Raw genomic sequence first — 19,290 nt, 5'->3', positions numbered from 1 at the left:
TCGTCAGGCGGACCGTCGTCGGTACCGTTCGCGATCTCGGTCACGAAAGTGCGATACGGCTCCGGCAACGCCACCCCGTGCCTGCGCTCCCACACCCGAAGTTCTCCCGTGTCCGCACTGACGCTCTGGCCTCGCACCACGGCACGCAGCGGGTTGAAAGACAACCCAAGAGCTGGTCACACGATCACGTTCCGGGCTTCTTGACGCGTGTCCACGCACACGCGGGTCGTTGGCGGTGCGCGCCCCGAAGACGCGATGTCCTCCGGGGCGCGCGGCAGGAATTCGGGGTCAGGCGTTGTAGCCGCCGTGGGCGTCCAGCACCGCGCCCGTGACGTACGACGCGGCGGGGCTCGCCAGGAAGGCGATCGCCGCGGCGATTTCGTCGGGGTGCCCCATGCGTTGCAGGGACAGCGAGCTGAGCAGGGCCTTGAGGGTGTCGGGGTCCGGCGGTTGCATGCCGCTGTCCATCAGCCCGGCTTCCACGACGTTGGCCGTGATGTCGCGGGGCCCGAGGTCCCGTGCGACCCCCATGGTGTACCTCTCGATGCCTGACTTGGTCGCCGAGTAGTCGGCAACGCCCGGGACGCCGACCCGGGAGCCAAGTCCGGAACTCACCGTGATGATGCGGCCCCCCGTGCGCAGCACTCGGGAGGCGGCCCGGATGACGGCGATCACGCCGAGGTAGTTGGTGGCGTGCATCCGGTCCAGTGCGGCGGTGTCGGCGTCCGGGTCGTCCACCGTGCGGCCCTGCTCCACCGAGATCGCCGCGTTGTTGACGAGGATGTCCAGGCCGCCGAATTGCGCGACCACGTCGTCGATCAGCGCCGGCGCCCGGCTCGTGTCCGCCTGGTCGGACTTGAAGGCGACGGCCTTGGCTCCCTTGCCGTGCACCTCGTCGACGACGGCCTGCGCCTGCTTCTCGGAGCTGACGTAGGTGAAGGCGACGTCGGCGCCCTGCTCGGCCAGCAGCCGTACGGTCGCGGCTCCCAGTCCGCGCGATCCCCCGGTGACCAGGGCGACCTTGCCCGTGAGTGGCTTGCTCATGCTTCTCACCTCGCTGATTGATCCCTTCCGGCAGTCGCAACATTAATTGTTACGACAGCTTGTTGCAACCTCCACTGTTACGACTGCCGGTAGCATGAAGCGTTGTGGCCAAGAGGAGGAGTTCATGAGCGCCAACAGCAGGCTGACCATCGCCGCCCACGCGCTGGCCTGGATCGGCCTCTACCAGCGCCAGGGCCATGAGGTCGCCACCTCCGAGCAGATCGCGACCAGCGCGAACACCAATCCCGTGGTGATCAGACGGCTGCTCGGCGAGCTGCGCAGGGCCGGGCTCGTGGAGTCCCGGCGGGGCGTGGGCGCGGGCTGGTCGCTGGCACGCGAACTGGAGTCGATGACCCTGCTCGACGTGTACGAGGCAGTGGAACCGGGCCCGCTGTTCGCAATGCACCGCACCACCCCGGACCAGGGATGCGTGGTGGGTCACGGCATTCAGCCGGCAATGCAGAGCATCTACGAGGGCATCGAGGAAACCGTGAGACACGAGCTTGCCCGCGTCACGCTCGCGAACGTACTCCGGGACGTACTCGCGGCACCTCGCTAGCCTCTCCGTTACGCCCTGACATCGCCAAGATCCCCATCTGAGCCCAGGCCGGCGAACAGTCTGGAGTCACGCCGAAGACCGTTGCAGTATCGGACCGTGTCCCACGAGCCCGTGACTTGATCTTGTTGCACTGCCCTGGTCCGGCGTGACCGATGTGAGGATTCAGCCGTTCGGGAGGATGCGAGCACCCGGCCATGGATCGTGGACGACGACTTGTGGGCGCTGATCGAGCCGCTGCTGCCGCCCTGGCCGGAGAAGTCGCCGGGCCCACGGCCGGTGGCGGACCGGCTGTGTCTGCAGGGCATCCTGTACGTCCGGCATAGCCTGGCAACTCCCCTGAGCAGTCGTCACCGGCTACGGGACGACGTGGCGGGCCCGACAGTTCATTGGATCAGGTCGGTGTGCGGATGTTCGGGAGAGGCCGGGCAGACGTAGATCTGCATGTTGTCCGCGCTGCCTACTTCCACCTTCGTCGGCTGCGAGGGATCCTGGCCCGCGTAGTAGGAGCCGGCGAGGGCGGCGGCCTGGTCTTCCAGCGGCGCCCAGCTGTGACCTTCGGCGCCGTCCCACTCCCAGGAAGCGATCGTCAGGAGCGGGACCATCCGCACCTCGCACACAACGCAATACCGGGGGATCGGGTCGGTGCGGCCCCAAGGAGGCCAGCCGCCGACCTTCCAGCCGGGTGCGTTGCCCAGATGAACGGAATAGAAGTCGCGCGGATACGCCGCGTAGGAGCTGTCCACGTCGGCGCCCGCTGCCTGCCACCTGTTCCGGTCCTCCAGCATCCGCTGCAGCTCCGGGCTCAGATCCAGGCTGTTGGGATACTCGGTGATCGCTTCCGGCGCCAGCAGACAGGGCTCCGGCACGTAACCCGGATGGTCCGCCTCGTACGGTTCCGGTGGTGTGGCGAGGATGTCGCCCACCTCCGCGGCCGACCGCCAGAACAGTGCAGTCGCCGGCTTGTAATCCGGTTCGTGCTCGTACGGGCACCAGAGAACCTGCAGCAGATCGGCCTGCCCGGGCGGCCGCAACAGGGGTATGTCACGCAGGAACAGCTGAGCCACGGGCAGCATCGGGACCGGGCATTCGGCGGGCCATGGCGGGCCGGCGTCGAGCCGTTCGGCGAGCCACGCGGCACTGCGCTCCTTGAGCGCTTCCTCCTCGGGGGTGAACGCGGGAGGCCGGTCATCAGGCCGCCACCGGGACTGCAAGCGTCTCTGGAGTCGCACTTCGGCCGGCGACCGGCGGAATCCAGTGTCCACGTGCAGGTGCGCGTCCTCGCAGTGCGGCCACGGCTCCCCTGCGGGCCACAGCAACGGCCCACCGACCGAGCTGTCCCTGACCGAAGGCGACCCCGGACGCGGATGCAGCCGCATCGCGGGTCGCGCCAGGGGAGCCAGCTCGGGAAAGACCGCGGTCACATCCGCAGGCCGCGGCGGAGTAGTACGTACGAAACCCATGCCGGTGATCCTGTCACCAGCCACCGACAGTCCCCTGCCGCCTCAACCCGCGTCGGCGCCCGACTGTCCGCAACCCCCACCAGTCCGGCCACGGTGACGACAGGTCTGCCGGTGTGTCGACCATCGCGCCCCGGCTCATCCGGAGCCGGCGCGCCGAGAGCATGCACCTGACGCCGCGCGGCCGCCCTTCGGGCGACGACGCGCATTGTCAGACAGGCGCTGGTCCTCGCCGCCCCACGAGCGTTCCGCCGCGGCTGTTCGCAGCGGGCCGTTCCGTGGGACGCCGTGCCGGGTGACAGACTGGCGCCATGGATGAACGCGTAATCGGCAGGTCGGGTCAGTGGGCATCGGTGGTCGGTCTCGGCACGTGGCAGCTGGGTGCCGACTGGGGCGACGTGGACGACAAGGAGGCCCTGGCCGTCCTGGAGGCGGCGGCCGAGGCCGGGGTCACCTTCTTCGACACGGCCGACGTGTACGGCGACGGGCGCAGCGAGGGGACCATCGCCTCGTTCCTGCGCGGCCGGCCCGACCTGCACGTCCTCGTGGCCACCAAGATGGGCCGCCGGGTCGAGCAGATCCCGGAGAACTACGTGCTGGACAACTTCCGCGCCTGGAACGACCGCTCGCGCCGCAACCTCGGCGTCGACCGCGTCGACCTGGTGCAGCTGCACTGCCCGCCGACCCCGGTCTACTCCTCGGACGCGGTGTTCGACGCCCTGGACACCCTCGTCGAGGAGGAGCGCATCGCCGCGTACGGGGTGAGCGTGGAGACCTGCGCGCAGGCCCTCACCGCGATCGCCCGGCCGAACGTGGCGAGCGTGCAGATCATCCTCAACCCGTTCCGCATGAAGCCCCTGTACGAGGTGCTGCCCGCCGCCCGCGAGGCCGGCGTCGGCATCATCGCGCGCGTGCCGCTCGCCTCCGGCCTGCTGTCCGGCAAGTACACGAAGGACACGGTGTTCGCGGCCGACGACCACCGCACCTACAACCGGCACGGTGAGGCCTTCGACCAGGGCGAGACCTTCTCCGGCGTCGACTACGCCACGGGCGTGGAGGCCGCCGCCGAGTTCGCCGCGCTCGCTCCCGAGGGCTACACCCCCGCCCAGCTGGCACTGCGCTGGATCATCGAGCAGGACGGGGTGACCACGGTCATCCCGGGCGCCCGCAGCCCCGAGCAGGCCCGCGCCAACGCCGCCGCGGCCAAGCTGCCGCCGCTGCCGCGGGAGACGTCCACCGCGATCCGGGAGCTGTACGAGCGTCGCATCAAGGAGCAGGTCGAGCACCGCTGGTAGGCGTGTAACCGCATGACCGTTTGAACGAATGGTCATGCGGTTACACGCACCGCATGACGGAGGACGGACGGCGCAGAGGGCGCAACGAGACCGAGGAGGAGCGGGCCGACCGGATGTGGGGCGAGCTCATCCAGGAAGTACGGGTCGCCCAGACGGGCGTTCAGATCCTGTTCGGCTTCCTGCTGACCGTCGTCTTCCAGCCGAAGTACGGACGGCTCGCCACCACCGACCAGGTCATCTACATCGTGACGGTCGTGCTGGGCGCCTGCGCGACCGGCGCCCTGATCGGCCCGGTGTCCCTGCACCGCCTGGTCTCCGGCCGCCGGGTCAAGCCGCAGGCGGTGCGGCTGGCCTCCCGGATGACCCTGGTCGGCCTGGTCCTGCTGCTCGCGACGATGACGTCGTCCCTGCTGCTCATCCTGCGGGTGGCCACCCACGACGGATATGTGCCGTACCTGGTCGCGGCCGTCGTCGCCTGGTACCTGATGGGCTGGTACGGCCTGCCCCTGTGGGCCCGCCACAGGTACTCCTCCCGCTCCAAGGACTAGGCCCGTTTCATTCGGATCACCTCTCCGGCCGATCATGCTCCTGGGCCCGCCATCGCGTTCTCCTCGCGATGGCGGGCCCAGGTCGCATCGGGTCCGGCGGGCTGGACGAGGGCTCAGACCGCTGTTGCGGAAGGCTCGCAGGTGTTCGGCAGGTCGATACGGACCGTCCGGTCGCAGAGCCGCTCCACCTGTGCGGGGTCGTGAGAGACGAGCAAGACCGTCCGGCTGCCCCGCAGGGCTGCCACGGACTCCTCGACGGTGTCGCGGCTCCGTTCGTCCAGGGCGCTGGTCGGCTCGTCGAGCAGGAGCGCCGCCGGTTCGAGGGCCAAGGCGCGGGCCAGGCACAGCCGTTGGCGCTGGCCGTTGGACAGGTTCTGGGCCGGCGTGTCCAACCGGCCGGAGACCTCGCTCCACAGGCCCGCTTCGCGCAGTGCCTGCTCGACGCGGTCGTGCAGCTCCGTCCGGGACGCCCGCACCAGGTGACGGAGGCCGAACAGGGCGTTGTCCAGGATGCTGCCGCCGAAGACCACGGGGGTCTGCGGCACCAGGACGACTGTGCTGCGCAGGCCGGCGTCGCCCTTGCCGTACCGGACGGGACGGCCGAGGACCTCCACCTCGCCCTGACGGCGGAGCCCGTGGGGCAGCAGGTCGACCAGGGCGCGCAGCACGGTGGACTTGCCGGCGCCCGACGGACCGCACAGACCGGTGGTGGATCCGGTGGCCAGCTCGAATGTGACCGGTCCGACCAGGCGCTTCGTGCCGTCGAAGATCTGCAGGTCGCGAACCGCGATGACAGTTCTGTCGACCGTGTCGTCCATGGTCGCGCGACCGGTTGTCACGTCGTCCATCGTCGTCCTCCTTCGAAGCGGTTGCGCAGGAAGACCGCCAGGCCGAGCAGGCCCGCGGTGATCAGGACCAGGACGAGGGCGCTGCCCCACGCCTGGGCGATCGCCTCGGGGGCGCCCGAGTCCTGCGACAGGGTGAAGATGTGCGTGGGCAGGGCCTGGACCGGAGCGTTGACGATGCCGGTCGGGAGAGCGGGTGCCCCGAAGAACACCGTGGCGGTGAAGATCAGGGGGGCCGTCTCTCCTGCCGCGCGGGCCAGGCCGAGCAGCAGGCCGGTGAGCGTGGCCGGCCAGGTGTACGGGATGACCACGGAGCGGACGTACTGGGAGCTGGTGAGGCCCAGCGCGAGCGCGGCCTCGGTGATCTCCGCCGGCATGCTCCGGATCCGGCCCGCGGTGGTGAGGGCGACCACCGGGATCACCACGGGCACCAGGACCACGGCGCCGGCCAGCCAGGAGCGGCCCCAGCCCATGGTCGTGCAGAAGAGGACGTACCCGGCGAGTCCCAGCAGGATGGTGGGCGTTCCGCCGACCGCCACGGTCAGCGTCTCGAGCACGCGGGCGGCTTTCGTGGAGGCGCGCGTGCCGATCACGACGCCCGCTCCGTAGCCGAGCGGCAGTGCGATCAGCGCCGTGGTCGCAAGGAGCAGGAGGGTGCCGAGGATCTGGTCGCGTATGCCTCCCCCCGCCGCGCCTTCGGAGGCCGTGAACCAGAAGACCGGGTTGAGCGCCGCGCCGCCGCGGGCCAGCAGGATGCCGAGCATGCCGACGAGGAGAGCCCCCGGCAGCAGCAGGGCCCCGAGCCGGACGAAGGTGGTGAGCCGGTCCTTCGGGGTGCGCAGCCACGTGGAGGACCGCCGGGCACGTGGAGCGCGTGCGACCCTTCCCGTGGAGCCGCGGGTGCCCCAGACGGTGGCGACGGCGACCAGGGCCAGCAGGATGATGCCCAGCCCGCACAGGGCCGCGAAGTACGGGCCGGAGGTGCCCGCGAGCATCGGCTCGGGGCCGGCCAGTTTGGTGGTGAGCGTCTGGCCGGGGCGCACGAGGAAGGAGAACACGTCCCCGAGCGACTCGGGGAGCCGGTCGTCGGCGCGGCCGATGACCATGAAGACCGCGATGGCCTCGCCCAGTGCCCGGGCCAGGCCGAGGAGGACGCCGGCCCGCATGCCGGGACGGGCCTGGGGCAGGACGGCCGACCGGACGACCTCGCGGCGGGTCAGGCCGAGGGAATACGCGGCCTCCCGGTACCGGCCGGGTACGGCGGCCAGCGCGTCCGCGCTGACCGCCACGATCGTCGGCATGATCATCACGGCGAGGACGATGCCGGCGGCGAGCAGGCTGTCTCCGCCCGGAACGTCACCGAGGTCCGCCACGAACGGCCGGATCACCATGATGCCGATCAGGCCGTAGACGATGGAGGGGACCGCTGCCAGGAGTTCGATGCTCAGGCGCAGCGGATTGGCGAGGCGGGGCGGCAGGTACTCGGACAAGGCGACGGCCGCCGCCCAGCCGACCGGGACGGCGAGCACCAGTGCCAGGGCGCACACCACCGCCGATCCGTAGATCATGGCCAGGCCGCCGAAGGCGAGGTTGCCCGGACTCCAGGTGGATGAGGTGAGCAGTGCCGTCCAGTCGACGGTTCCGCTCGCGATGCCCGTGATCAGGTAGCCGAGCAGGACCGTGAGGGTGAGCAGCACGGACAGGATGCCGCTGTAGGCCCAGCCCCAGACCCATCTCGCCCGGCTGCCGCGGCCGCTCCCGGGGGAGGGCCGCGGCACGGCGGGTCCGGGCGCCTGGGTGGGGCGCTCCAGAGTGAGACCCATGGTCAGAGGCCCATCTGCTCGCGCGTGAGGTAACCGTGCTCGGGCAGCAGCTTCTGGCCCTCGGGCGAGAGGATGTAGTCGATGTACTGCTTGACGGTGCCCTTCGGCTTGCCGTTGGTGATCATGAACAGCGGGCGGGTCATCGGGTACTTGCCGGAGGTCACGTTCGCCAGAGTGGGGGCGACACCGTCCAGGGGCACGGCGACCAGATCGGGGTGACCTTCGATGAAGCCGGTCGACAGCGGGGCGATGGAACCCCGGGTGGACTTCAGCTTGGTGCGGGTCTCCAGGTTGCCGCCCACGATGGCGTAGTTCGCGGACTTGGGCGGGGCCGGCGCCTCGCCCTCGCCGTAGATGAACTTGTCGAGCACCTCACGGGTGCCCCGGCCGGGCTCCTTGTCGTACACGAAGACCGGGAGGTCGGGGCCGCCGACCTCCTTCCAGTTGGTGATCTTGCCCTCGAACAGGCCCGCGACCTGCGCCTTGGACAGACCCTTGACCCCGCCGTCGGCCACTTCCCTGGTGATGATGACGCCGACGGCGTCCGCGCCGATCTGCGTGGGGACGAAGTCCGTGCCGGGGTAGGTCTTTCGATCCTCCTCCGACAGAGGCTTGGAGCTGAGGGCGATGTCGATCTGGCCGGCGCCGAGCTGGGAGATTCCGCCGGCGGAGCCCCCCTGGGTGGCGACGGTGATGTCCAGACCCTTGGCCTTCAACGCCTCGGCGGCGTCGGAGGCCACCGGAGCGACGGTGGTGGAGCCGCTGGCCTGGATGGCGTCCGAGCCGGCCTTCGCGGAGCCGGCACAGCCGGTCAGGGCGACGGAGAGGAGGAGGGAGGCGGAGGCGAGGGAGGCGCCCTGGCGGACACGCCGCCCGGTGAGGCGCGCTGCTCTGGTGCGGGTTTCAGCGGACATGAAAGACATGGCGGTGCCTTTGCGGTGATGGAAGGGACGGGAATCGGGTGAGGCCGGTGGCGGATCGCCACCCGTGTGGCCCGCAGGTGTGGGCCGGGACTCGGAAGGGCTGTGGCCGTGACCGCCGGTCGCACCCCTGCCGCGTGGACGAGGCGGGACACCGGGTGAGCCCGCAGGTGCTCCGGGAGGGCGGTGCGGTGGACGCCGGGCGTGCGGATGATGGCTGCTCAGGTCCTGCATCCGGATGCCCTGGAGATCCTGCGCGTGCCTGTTGAACTCGCTCAGGACCGCAGGGGGCTGCCGTGGGGCGCCCACGCGCCTGACCGATCGGTGCTCGGCCCACTCCCCATCGAAGGGCCTGGAGCATCAAGGCATCGGTAGCCGTTCACCCGCTGACCCCGGGTGCGGACCGCGATGCCGTGGCCGAACGCTACCGCCTCGAAGTCGTTCTGGCGAGGACTGTTGGGCAAAGCCATCGATGATCGGCGATTGAATTTGAGTCGTGCGCCGAGGCGGTGGGTGGCTGCCTGTGGTCGGCCATGCATCCGAAGCACCGGTGGTCGCCAGTCGGCGCTTTCCCGCGGAATGGCTTCGAGCTGTATGAACTACAGGATGCAAGTGAGTGGCCTCCCTTCGCAACCAGCCGCAGAAGGGGGCAAATCTGGACATCGGTACCCCGTGGCCCCGGGGGGTCGTGGGGATGGTCTCCCAGTCATTCATCGATCTATTGACATACATCGCTCAACGCTGGCAGGGTTCCGGCCGTCGGTCGACAGCGTCGTTACCGGCCTTGGCTCTGACCCGGCCTCATCTCGATCCGTCACGCTCCTTGATCACTCCCTGGGGGGAAGTGTGAGTAGTCCCCGTGTTCTGGTCGCCTCCGCGTTCGAAGCGGAGCTCCAGCCCTTGACGTCCGCGTGTGCGGCCGCCGCTCTGCAGCACCACGGCGCCGACGTCGTCGGCTGGGACGCGCACCTGCTTCCCGACGCCATTCCGGAAGGCCCCTTCGATCTCACGCTCGTCTCGGTCCAGCAGTTCGAGGGTCTCGAGCGGGGAATCGCCCTGGCGCGCAGGGTCTCGGAGGCGTACGGCACCACGGTCGTGACCTTCGGCCAGTACGCGCAGATGAACCACCGGGAGTTCCTCGAGGTCGCCGACGGCATCATCATGGAGGAGCCGGAACTCATCAGCGAGGAGCTGGCCCAGCTCGCCGCCGGCACCATCGCGCTCGACGCGGTGCCCGCCCTGATGACCCGCACGGGGATGCGGCCCAAGCCGCCGCGCCGGCGCATCTCGGTCACCAAGCCCGCCCGGGACCTGTTCCCCTCCCTCGTGCACTACCCGGCGCACCACTCGCCGTTCGGCCTGATGGGCAACATCGAGGCGTCCCGCGGCTGCCACCACAAGTGCACCTACTGCTCCGTCTACGGCGCGTACGACGGCGGCGTCGCCGCCTACGACGCCGACAGCGTCCTGGCTGACGCACTGCAGCTGGCGGAGGAGGGTGTCCGGCACTTCTGCTTCATCGACGCCGAGTTCTTCAACTCCCGCACCATCGGCATCGGTGTCGTCGAGCGGCTCGTCGAGGCCATCGGCCCGATCACGTTCGAGTTCACGACGCGCGTCGACCACGTCCTGGACTACACGAAGGAGCTGGAGAAGCTCGTCTCGCTCGGTCTGCGCCGCGTCACCTGTGCCCTCGAGTTCCCCTCCGACCGCATCCTGCGCATCTTCGACAAGCACATCGACGTCGACCACATGCGCGAGGCGATCGGCGAGGCCGAGCGGATCGGCTTCGAGCTGTACCCGACGTTCATCCCGTTCACTCCGTGGATCGAGTACGAGGAGCTCCTCGGCTTCGAGGACTGGCTGGTCGAGACGGGTCTCGCCCGCGTCACCGACCCCACGGCCCTGCAGACCCGACTGCTGCTGTTCAAGGGCTCCCCGCTGCTCTCCTCCCCCTGGATGGAGGACATCGCCACCGTCGACCGCGGTTTCTGGGTCGAGTGGACCCACCCCGACAAGCGCGTCGAGGAGCTCTGGCAGGAGCGCCGCACCGACGCCGAGGACGCCGGCAAGATCCGCTGCTGCGTGAAGTGCTGACCCACCCGCCCACAAGAAAAGGACACTGACATGGGTGGATCACCCCGCGTCGTCATCTCCACCGGCCAGACCCTCCCGGACATGGACTGGACCGGCGAGCTCGCCGGGCTCACCGACTCGTGGCCGTACCTCGGCCCCACCTGGCTGCGGGCCACGGAGAAGGTGCTCCCCGACGTCCAGCCCTGGCACACCCTCGCCCACCGCGCCCGCGGCGAACTGGCCCTCCTCCCCGGCTACATCCTCACCACTCCGCCGGTCGTCGACCACGAGCCGCGCACCTACCTCGGATGGCAGGCGCCTTCCGGCGAAGAGGTGTGCTGCGGCGCCGAAACCGACGCCGCGCGCAGCGCCGAGGTCGACGCCCTGGGGACCGAGCCCTTCTTTCCGACGCTCCTGCTCGGCTCCCCGCTGGGCTACCGCACCGAGGTCGCCTACAACTTCTGGACGCCGACCCTGATGGGGGCGATCGTCGACAAGCTCGTGCCCGCCGCCTTCGAGGCCGGCATCCGCTGCATCGTCGCCCCCTGGATCCCCAGCCGGCGCGGCAACGACGCCCTCGTCGAGGCGCTCAACGCAGCCGGAGCCTCCAGCACCTTCTGGGGCTACGAGGACTTCATGAGCCTCGACGCGCCGAACTGGGAAGGGCACCTCGCGGCCCTGCCGCTGAAGAAGCGTCAGCGCATCAAGGGCGACGTCCGCCGCGCCGAGGCCGCCGGTGTGACGATCAAGCGCGTCGACGGCACCGACATCCGCCCCTACATCGCCCGCATCGCCGAACTCACCTGCCTCAACCGGGAGAAGAACGGCGCCGGCGAGGAGCCCGAGCACATCGCCGGCATCCTCTCCGCGCTCATCGACGAGGGCGCGGACGTCCGCGCCTACCTCGGCTACAAGGACGGCGCGCTGGTCGCCACCTGCGTCACCATCCGCAAGAACCACCGCCTCTTCCCGAAGTGGGCCGGCTTCGACTACGCGGCGATCGGCGAGCGCAGCGGCATCTACTTCGCCCTCGTCCTCGACGCGCCCGTCCGCGACGCCTACGCCGAAGGGCTGCGCACCGTCGAGTTCGGCGCCGGAGCCCACCAGGCGAAGGCCCTGCGGGGCTGCACCCCGCGCGAGGTCACCACCTCGATGCTGCTCTCCGACCCGGCGCTGCGGCCGCAGGCCAGCGCCTGGCTCGCCGCCTTCGGCAACAGCAGGCGCGTCGCGTTCGGCGCCGCGTCCCCCGCCCCGGCCCAGCCCGCGACCCTGCCCCTCCTGGGCGGCTCCGGCGACAGCTGTTGCGGCTGACCCCGCCCGACTCCACGACAAGGACGAGAAGGACCACATGATCACCTTCATCCCCCTGACCGGATTCCTCGGGGCGGGCAAGACCACGACCATGACCGCCGCCGCGCTCGCGCTCCAGGCGCAGGGCCGCAAGGTCGCCGTCATCACCAACGACCAGGGCGTCGAACTGGTCGACACCAAGCTGGTGCGCAGCAAGCTCGACAGCGTCGCCGAGGTCACCGGCGGCTGTTTCTGCTGCAAGTTCGAGGACCTCGTCGAGGCCATCGTCGCGCTCGTCGCCTCCGACAGCGTCGACACCGTGATCGCCGAAGCCGTCGGCAGCTGCACGGACCTCCAGGCCACCGTCGTACGGCCGCTGCGCCAGTACTACGGCGACGACATGGTCGTAGCCCCCCTGACCACCGTGGTCGACCCGCTGCGGCACCTGGCCTTCGCCCGTGCCGCCGAGCGGGGCGAGCCGGAGTCGGACCTGTCGTACCTCTTCCGCCAGCAGGTCACCGAGGCCGACGTCATCGCCGTGAACAAGCTGGACACCATCAAGCCGGACCGGGCCGAGGAACTGCTCGCCTCGCTCCGTACGAACAACCCGAAGGCGACCGTCGTCGGTTACTCGGCCACCACGGGCGCCCACCTGGAGGCGCTGCTCGACGCGTGGCAGGCGCCGGCAACGAACGAGGACGTCGTCCTCGACATCGACTACGACCGCTACGCGGCCGCCGAGGCCCAGCTCGCCTGGATGAACCAGGAGCTCGACCTCACCGCCGCCGGAGAGGGTTTCGACGCGACCGCGTGGGCCCGCACCGTCCTTCAGGAGCTGTCCGTCTGGGCCGCGGAGCACGGCGCCGTGATCGGCCACGCCAAGATCACCGTGGAGACGGCCGACGGCGACTTCGCCAAGCTCAGCCTCACCGAGTCCGGCGCGCAGCCCACCCTCGACCGCGCCGCCGACGCGCACGCGCCGGCCGGCCGGGCCGTCGTCAACGCCCGGGTCGCCTGCGAGCCGGACGCCCTGGACGCGGCCGTCACCGAGGCCGTCAAGGCCGCCGACCTGGCCACCGCCGTCACCTCATCGGCGACCACCCCGGTGTCGTTCAAGCCCTCCTACCCGCGCCCCGTGCACCGCCTCGCCCCCGCCGGCGCCTGACCGAGAAGGACCACCGTCATGAGCGACACCACCACCGCCGGCAGCCTGCAGGAAGAGGTCCGGGAGTACTACCGGGCCAAGGCCGCCGAAGCCGAGACGAGCGGCGCCTGCTGCTCGCCGGACCCGCAGACCTTCGGCCCCGCCGCGTACGACGAGATCGGCCCCGGCACCGCCCCGGACGCCGCCCTCCTCGCCAGCCTCGGCTGCGGCAACCCGAGCGCCGTCGCCGAACTGCGCGAGGGCGAGACGGTCCTGGACCTCGGCTCCGGCGGAGGCCTGGACGTCATCCTCAGCGCCCGGCGCGTCGGCCCCGACGGCCGTGTCTTCGGCCTGGACTTCCTGGAGGAGATGCTCGCCCTCGCCGCCCGCAACGTCGCCGACGCCGAGATCGACAACGTCGTCCTCCTCAAGGGAACGATCGAGTCCATCCCGCTGCCCGCCGACACCGTCGACGTGATCATCTCCAACTGCGTGATCAACCTGTCCCTGAACAAGCCCGCCGTCTTCGCCGAGATGGCCCGCGTTCTCGCCCCCGGCGGCCGCCTCGGCATCAGCGATGTCGTCGCCGAGGACCGGCTCAGCCCCGAGGAGCGGGCCGAACGCGGCGGACACAGCCAGTGCATCGCGGGTGCCCTCTCGGTCTCCGAGTACAAGGAGCTCCTCAACGCGGTCGGCCTGAAGGACGCCGAGGTCGTCTTCACCCAGGAGGCGGCCGACGGCCTCCATGCCGCGATCATCCGCGCCCGCAAGCCGGTCGACGGCACCGCCGGCGCGCAGGAGTGCGAGCCCGGCGGCACCTGCTGCTGAGCACGTCGAGCCGGGGCCGGAGCTTCAGCTCCGGCCCCGGCTCGCACGGTCGTGCCCGTACCGGCGCACGCAACGGCCGACAGGAGCAACGACGTCCCCACGAATTCCGTGTGTCCCGGATGGACGTCACGGGACGCGGCACCGCACAACCACCGCCCGGGAGAACGTCGCCACACCCGCCGACTGCCTCCCCTCACCCGTGAACGCGGCCAGACGACCAGGCTTCTGATCACACGGCCGGTCCGCCCTACGCCGAGGCCGGCGCGGCGGCGGTGATCCTCGTGGTCCGCTAAGGATTCCCATGTCCGAAACGTCGCTCGACCGGGAGACTGTCGAGGAGTACGCCCGCTGGTTTCGAGCCCTGGCCGATCCCACGCGCATCCGCATCATGCGGTTCCTGAGCAGTCGGCCGGGGCCCGTGCCGGTGGGCGAGATCGTCGCCCATCTTCGACTCAACCAGTCGACCGTCTCGCACCACCTGAAGATCCTCCACACCGTCCGCTTCCTGACCAGGCGGCGTGCTGGTGCCAGCATTCGGTACGCCGTCAACCCCCTCTGCATCACCGAGTTCCCCAGCGCCGCCGATATCCTCATCGGTGCCCCGGCCCGCTCCTGCCGGGAAACGGAATCCGGCTGAAGGTTCCCTGCGGCCGCTGCCGTGCCGCACTTGCTGCCGGTGGCCCTCCGCATCCACCTCGGCAGCACGTCCTCCTCGGGGGCATTCCGGGCATGGACGCCTGGACACCGAGTGCGGCGGCCTGGTCGCAGGTCGCACGTCGCAGGTCGCAGGTCGCAGGTTCGCAGGTCGGAGCAGTGAGGAGAGCAGACCAGCCGGCAACGGGTCCCGTTGCCGGCTCTTTGTGCTCGCTCGGAGCCGTGGAGCAGAATGCCAGCTCCTGCCCGTCAGGTCCGCCAACGTGACGGGCAGGAACTGGTGTTCATGGGGTGGATCGACAGCCATGACGTGGTCGACGACGTCGCCGGCGGCGAAGACTCCCGGCAGGTTCGTGCGAGTCGGTCGAAGAGGTCATGCCTCCTGCGTCGCGTCGATCTCGGCGATGAGGCCCTCGATCAGGCCCTTGATCTCGTCGCGGATCGGACGGACGGCCTCGACACCCTGACCGGCCGGGTCCTCCAGGGCCCAGTCGAGGTACTTCTTGCCGGGGAAGACCGGGCAGGCGTCGCCGCAGCCCATGGTGATGACGTAGTCGGACGCCTGGACCGCCTCGGTGGTCAGCACCTTCGGCTTCTGGTCGGAGATGTCGACACCGACCTCGCTCATCGCCTCGACCGCGGCCGGGTTGACCTGGTCACCCGGAATCGAACCGGCGGAGCGGACCTCGACGCGGTCGCCGGCCAGGTGGCGCAGGAACCCGGCGGCCATCTGGGAGCGGCCCGCGTTGTGGACGCATACGAAGAGCACGGAGGCGAGCGGAGCGGTGGTCATCGGTTCTTCCTTGCCGGCAAGAGGTCAGCCTCGGCTGGTATCAGCAGCGAGCGATGTGACAATATCAGTCCATGATGACGTCAGTCGATACTGATCTGATCCGGGTTCTGGCCGATCCGCTCAGGCTCCGGATCGTGAGCCTGCTCGCCCGCGAGACCCTCTGCACCACCCACCTCGTCGAGGAGACCGGAGCCAAGCAGACCAACCTCTCCAACCACCTGCGCGTGCTGCGCGAGGCGGGTGTGGTGGAGACCGAGCCCTGCGGGCGCTTCACGTACTACCGCTTGAAGCCGGACGTCATCGCCCAGCTCGCCGGCCAGTTCGCCGACCTGGCCGAGTGCGCCCGTACCGCTGCCGAGAACAAGAGAGCCTGTCCGTGACCCCCACCCAAGCGCCCGCTCCGGCGGCGCACTCCTCGGTCGTCGTCGGGAAGCTGTCGACGCTCGACCGCTTCCTCGCTGTCTGGATCCTCCTCGCCATGGGCCTCGGCCTCGGGCTCGGGCGGCTGGTCCCCGGCCTGAACGACGCGTTGGCCAAGGTCGAGATCGGCGGCATCTCGCTGCCCATCGCCGCCGGCCTGCTGGTCATGATGTACCCGGTCCTCGCGAAGGTCCGGTACGACAAGCTCGACGCCGTCACCGGCGACAAGAAGCTCATGGTCTCGTCGCTCGTCATCAACTGGATCCTCGGCCCGGCGCTCATGTTCGCCCTCGCCTGGATCTTCCTGCCGGACCTGCCCGAGTACCGCACCGGCCTGATCATCGTGGGTCTGGCGCGCTGCATCGCCATGGTGATCATCTGGAACGACCTCGCCTGCGGCGACCGTGAGGCCGCCGCTGTCCTCGTCGCCCTGAACTCGGTCTTCCAGGTCATCGCCTTCGGCGTCCTGGGCTGGTTCTACCTCGACCTGCTGCCCGGCCGGCTCGGCCTCGGCGAGGGCGAGACGCTCGACATCTCCATGGGGAAGATCGCCCTGAACGTCGTCATCTTCCTCGGCGTCCCCCTGGTCGCCGGCTTCCTCACCCGCCGGACCGGTGAGCAGCGGATGGGCCGGGAGCCGTACGAGACGGAGTTCCTGCCGAAGATCGGACCGTGGGCGCTCTACGGGCTGCTCTTCACGATCGTCATCCTCTTCGCGCTCCAAGGGAAGACCATCACCTCGCAGCCGCTGGACGTCGCAAGGATCGCCCTCCCGCTCCTCGCCTACTTCGCGGTCATGTGGTTCGGCGCCTTCGCGCTCGGCAAGGCCCTCGGCCTCACTTACGAGCGCACCGCAACGCTCGCCTTCACCGCGGCCGGCAACAACTTCGAACTCGCCATCGCCGTCGCCATCGCCACCTTCGGCGTCACCTCCGGCCAGGCCCTCTCCGGAGTCGTCGGCCCCCTCATCGAGGTCCCGGTCCTGGTGGCGCTCGTGTACGTGTCGCTGGCCTGGCGCAGGACGTTCGCCCCCGCCCGGCAGTAGCCCCGCAGTGTCGCCACTCCGCGCCTCGCCCTCCGCCGGGGCGAGGCGCAGCCGGATGAAGGGAAGCCGAGGAGATGAGCAAGGCGCTCGACGTCGTCGTGATCGGTGGTGGCCAGGCGGGACTCGCCGCCGGATACCACCTGCGCCGCCTCGGCGGCCTCGACTTCGCTGTCCTCGATGCCGAGCCCGCGCCGGGCGGGGCCTGGCAGCACACGTGGGACTCGTTGCACCTCTTCTCGCCGGCCGCGTACTCGTCCCTGCCCGGTCGCCTCATGCCGCCGCAACGGGGGGAGACGTACCCCGAGGCCGCCCACGTCGTCGACTACCTGACGGACTACGAGCGCCGGTACGAGCTCCCCGTACAGCGGCCCGTTCGCGTCGAGGCGGTCCGCCGCGACGGCGAGCACCTGCGCGTCGAGACCGACTCCGGTGTCTGGCGCGCACGCGCCGTCGTCAGCGCCACCGGAACGTGGTCACGGCCGTTCCTTCCCGCTGTCCCGGGCCGCGAATCCTTTCCGGGGCGGCAGCTCCACACCGTCGAGTACCGCAGTCCCGGTGAGTTCGCCGGAATGCGGGTCATCGTCGTAGGAGGCGGGAACTCCGGAGCGCAGGTGGCTGCCGATCTCGCGTACGGCACCGACCTCACCTGGGTCACCCGGCGACCCGCGCGGTTCCTCGCCGACGACATCGACGGCCGTGCCCTCTTCGACCACGCCACCGCCCGCCGCCGGGCCCTCGATGAAGGCCTTGCCGACGGCGGGGGAGTCGCTTCGCTCGGTGACATCGTCGCCGTACCGCCTGTGCGCGAAGCCCGCGACGCCGGCCTCCTCAAGGCGCAGCCGATGTTCACGCGTGTGACGGGGACCGGTGTCGAGTGGGCTGACGGCACGCGGGCCGAGGCCGACGCGATCATCTGGTGCACCGGATTCCGTCCTGCTCTCGCTCACCTCGCCCCGCTCGGGCTCCGCGGTCCTCGCGGACACATCCCCACCCGGGGAACAGAGGCGGTCGGAGAGCCCCGGCTTCATCTGCTCGGGTACGGCGACTGGACCGGGCCCGCCTCGGCCACCCTTGTCGGCGTCGGCCGTCCCGCACGTGAGGCCGCGCGGGCCATCTACGCCTTTCTGCGCTGAGGCGGCGCAGGTGAAGGGGCGGTGAACGCCCGACGGATATCGATCATCGGATTGGCCGTGGATTCCTGTCGGCTCGTATGGTGTCAGGATGGCGATTCCTGCGGTGGGTATACCGATCGAGGACGTGAGTGCGGAGCGCTGTGTTCCGTGTTCCCCGGGGCTGCTGATCGACCGCGGCGAAGTCGAGCTGCTGACAGCACGGTTGAAGGCGATGGCCGACCAGACCCGCCTCCAGATCGTCCACCTCATCGACCAGTCGCCGACCGGAGAGCTCTGCGTCTGCGACCTGACCGAGTCGCTCGACCTGGCGCAGCCCACGGTGAGCCGTCACCTGAAGATCCTCACCACGGCAGGGCTGCTGCGCCGTGAACAGCGAGGAACCTGGGCCTGGTTCTCGATCCGCTGGGATGCCCTTCGGGAGCTCAGAGAGCACGCCTTCCCCCGGGGCATCGACCGCTCGTCGCGCTGACCGTTCTGGTGCGACGCGCCGGCGCCGGGTCACGCGGCGGCCACCCGGGACCAGTCGGCATTGTGCATGCAGACGAACGGCGCAGAGGGCATCCGGGACACTCGTGCCTCCTCAAGTGGGCTGCGGAGTCGCGGTGTTGGAAAATCCGGCGGTTGACACCGGTTGTGCTCGGTGTGTCACGATCAGCCCATGCTGACGCCGGTGAACGCGGAACTGCTGAGGGCCCTGGCGGACCCTCTGCGGCTTCGCATCGTGTGCCTGCTTGCCCGTGAGTCGCTGTGTACGACTCACCTCGTCGAGGAGACGGGCGCGCGGCAGACGAACCTGTCGAACCATCTCCGGGTTCTCCGGGAGGCGGGGGTCGTGGAGGCCGAGCCCTGCGGGCGTTTCACCTATTACCGGCTGTGTCCGGAGGCGCCGGCCGATCTGGCCACGTTCCTCGGCGGTCTGGCCGGCGGGCGGAGTGGAGCTTCCGTGGCCCGGCGGCCCTGTGGTTAGGGTCTGGCCGCGGCCTTTCCGGCGGCCCGCGGGTGGTCCGACCGCGTCGGGCAGGTTGACCCCGGAGTCAGTCGTCACACCTGAATCATCGATGTCCGCCGATCGAATTTCGCCGTCCGCCCCTCGGCTCACGTGCCTTGTCGCGGCTCCGGCGACGGAATCCGCAGGAGTCGCAAGGTGCGCGGACGGCCTCCATCCTCACCGGGCTCATCTGCGTGGATGCCCACGCCGGGTAACCTGGCCGGCTTGCGCAAGCACCCGCAGAGGCGGGCGGACCGGGGCAGGGGTGCCGTGTGGCGGTGACGTCCGGCGAGGGGTGACCCTTTCAGCCATTCATCGATCTATTGACATACATCGCTTGATCCTGGCATGGTTCCGGCCGTCGGCCGACAGTGCCGTTGCCGATCTGGTCTCTGCCCCGCCCCGTCGGCCGGCCCCGGCCCCGACCA

The 19,290-nt window shown here is 70.0% G+C and carries 19 protein-coding genes and 1 pseudogene; 14 read left to right on the top strand and 6 right to left on the bottom strand.

The window, feature by feature from the left end; all coding sequences use genetic code 11:
- Positions 1-288 precede the first annotated feature (288 nt).
- Positions 289-1,044, bottom strand: a complete 756-nt coding sequence (locus tag ABZ576_RS12515; protein ID WP_360739292.1) for an SDR family oxidoreductase — start codon at positions 1,042-1,044, stop codon at positions 289-291.
- 124 nt (positions 1,045-1,168) lie between these two features.
- Between ABZ576_RS12515 and ABZ576_RS12510 the strand changes: the two genes are divergently transcribed.
- Both ABZ576_RS12510 and ABZ576_RS12505 read left to right on the top strand, forming a co-directional pair.
- A complete protein-coding gene (locus ABZ576_RS12510; protein WP_121785998.1) occupies positions 1,169-1,603 on the top strand; it encodes an Rrf2 family transcriptional regulator in 435 nt (144 codons plus the stop codon).
- A 198-nt stretch (positions 1,604-1,801) separates the two neighbouring features.
- Positions 1,802-1,918: pseudogene (locus ABZ576_RS12505) on the top strand (transposase); the annotation flags it as partial.
- 68 nt (positions 1,919-1,986) lie between these two features.
- On the opposite strand, the gene ABZ576_RS12500 reads toward ABZ576_RS12505, so the two are convergent.
- The gene (locus tag ABZ576_RS12500) at positions 1,987-3,063 is read right to left on the bottom strand and encodes a hypothetical protein (protein ID WP_360739290.1); all 1,077 of its coding nucleotides are present in this window, start codon (positions 3,061-3,063) and stop codon (positions 1,987-1,989) included.
- 308 nt (positions 3,064-3,371) lie between these two features.
- Here ABZ576_RS12500 and ABZ576_RS12495 point away from each other — a divergent pair, with 308 nt between their 5' ends.
- Both ABZ576_RS12495 and ABZ576_RS12490 read left to right on the top strand, forming a co-directional pair.
- On the top strand, positions 3,372-4,355 hold the full coding sequence (locus ABZ576_RS12495) for an aldo/keto reductase (RefSeq protein ID WP_360739288.1): 984 nt from the start codon (positions 3,372-3,374) through the stop codon (positions 4,353-4,355).
- A gap of 53 nt (positions 4,356-4,408) precedes the next feature.
- Complete coding sequence (locus tag ABZ576_RS12490) at positions 4,409-4,903, top strand: DUF6328 family protein (RefSeq protein ID WP_360739287.1); 495 nt, start codon at positions 4,409-4,411, stop codon at positions 4,901-4,903.
- 113 nt (positions 4,904-5,016) lie between these two features.
- Here ABZ576_RS12490 and ABZ576_RS12485 read toward each other — a convergent pair whose 3' ends face one another.
- The 3 genes from ABZ576_RS12485 to ABZ576_RS12475 are packed head-to-tail and all read right to left on the bottom strand — an operon-like array spanning position 5,017 to position 8,485.
- Positions 5,017-5,721, bottom strand: coding sequence for an ATP-binding cassette domain-containing protein (locus ABZ576_RS12485; protein ID WP_360739580.1), 705 nt, complete (start codon positions 5,719-5,721; stop codon positions 5,017-5,019).
- Between the two features lie 17 nt (positions 5,722-5,738).
- Positions 5,739-7,571, bottom strand: coding sequence for a phosphate ABC transporter permease subunit PstC (gene pstC / locus ABZ576_RS12480; RefSeq protein ID WP_360739285.1), 1,833 nt, complete (start codon positions 7,569-7,571; stop codon positions 5,739-5,741).
- Positions 7,572-7,573: 2 nt separating this feature from the next.
- Entirely contained in the window at positions 7,574-8,485 is a 912-nt protein-coding gene (locus ABZ576_RS12475) for a phosphate ABC transporter substrate-binding protein (protein ID WP_360739283.1), read from the bottom strand.
- 852 nt (positions 8,486-9,337) lie between these two features.
- On the opposite strand from ABZ576_RS12475, the gene ABZ576_RS12470 reads away from it, so the two are divergent.
- The 5 genes from ABZ576_RS12470 (at position 9,338) to ABZ576_RS12450 (ending at position 14,466) form a co-directional block, all read left to right on the top strand.
- Entirely contained in the window at positions 9,338-10,588 is a 1,251-nt protein-coding gene (locus ABZ576_RS12470) for an RCCLKC-tail radical SAM protein (protein ID WP_360739281.1), read from the top strand.
- Between the two features lie 30 nt (positions 10,589-10,618).
- A complete protein-coding gene (locus ABZ576_RS12465; protein ID WP_360739279.1) occupies positions 10,619-11,878 on the top strand; it encodes a GNAT family N-acetyltransferase in 1,260 nt (419 codons plus the stop codon).
- A 37-nt stretch (positions 11,879-11,915) separates the two neighbouring features.
- A complete protein-coding gene (locus ABZ576_RS12460; protein WP_360739277.1) occupies positions 11,916-13,022 on the top strand; it encodes a GTP-binding protein in 1,107 nt (368 codons plus the stop codon).
- Positions 13,023-13,040: 18 nt separating this feature from the next.
- A complete protein-coding gene (locus tag ABZ576_RS12455) occupies positions 13,041-13,829 on the top strand; it encodes a methyltransferase domain-containing protein (protein WP_360739275.1) in 789 nt (262 codons plus the stop codon).
- A gap of 301 nt (positions 13,830-14,130) precedes the next feature.
- Complete coding sequence (locus ABZ576_RS12450; protein ID WP_360739273.1) at positions 14,131-14,466, top strand: metalloregulator ArsR/SmtB family transcription factor; 336 nt, start codon at positions 14,131-14,133, stop codon at positions 14,464-14,466.
- Positions 14,467-14,856: 390 nt separating this feature from the next.
- Here ABZ576_RS12450 and ABZ576_RS12445 read toward each other — a convergent pair whose 3' ends face one another.
- Complete coding sequence (locus tag ABZ576_RS12445; protein ID WP_360739271.1) at positions 14,857-15,276, bottom strand: arsenate reductase ArsC; 420 nt, start codon at positions 15,274-15,276, stop codon at positions 14,857-14,859.
- Positions 15,277-15,347: 71 nt separating this feature from the next.
- On the opposite strand from ABZ576_RS12445, the gene ABZ576_RS12440 reads away from it, so the two are divergent.
- The 5 genes from ABZ576_RS12440 (at position 15,348) to ABZ576_RS12420 (ending at position 18,841) form a co-directional block, all read left to right on the top strand.
- Positions 15,348-15,656: a metalloregulator ArsR/SmtB family transcription factor gene (locus tag ABZ576_RS12440; RefSeq protein WP_360739269.1), complete on the top strand. Its 309-nt coding sequence runs from the start codon at positions 15,348-15,350 to the stop codon at positions 15,654-15,656.
- On the top strand, positions 15,653-16,741 hold the full coding sequence (arsB, locus tag ABZ576_RS12435; protein ID WP_360739267.1) for an ACR3 family arsenite efflux transporter: 1,089 nt from the start codon (positions 15,653-15,655) through the stop codon (positions 16,739-16,741). The genes ABZ576_RS12440 and arsB overlap by 4 nt, the downstream gene beginning before the upstream one ends.
- Before the next feature lie 74 nt (positions 16,742-16,815).
- Positions 16,816-17,874, top strand: coding sequence for an ArsO family NAD(P)H-dependent flavin-containing monooxygenase (locus ABZ576_RS12430; RefSeq protein WP_360739265.1), 1,059 nt, complete (start codon positions 16,816-16,818; stop codon positions 17,872-17,874).
- An 88-nt stretch (positions 17,875-17,962) separates the two neighbouring features.
- On the top strand, positions 17,963-18,343 hold the full coding sequence (locus tag ABZ576_RS12425; protein ID WP_360739263.1) for a metalloregulator ArsR/SmtB family transcription factor: 381 nt from the start codon (positions 17,963-17,965) through the stop codon (positions 18,341-18,343).
- A gap of 189 nt (positions 18,344-18,532) precedes the next feature.
- Positions 18,533-18,841 carry a metalloregulator ArsR/SmtB family transcription factor gene (locus ABZ576_RS12420; protein ID WP_360739261.1) on the top strand — a complete coding sequence of 103 codons (309 nt, stop codon included), beginning with the start codon at positions 18,533-18,535 and terminating at the stop codon, positions 18,839-18,841.
- Positions 18,842-19,290: the final 449 nt, after the last annotated feature.

The sequence above is a fragment of the Streptomyces sp. NPDC013455 genome, from assembly GCF_040632975.1.
Taxonomy (GTDB): Bacteria; Actinomycetota; Actinomycetes; order Streptomycetales; family Streptomycetaceae; genus Streptomyces.
This window is presented reverse-complemented; position numbering and strand designations above follow the sequence as displayed.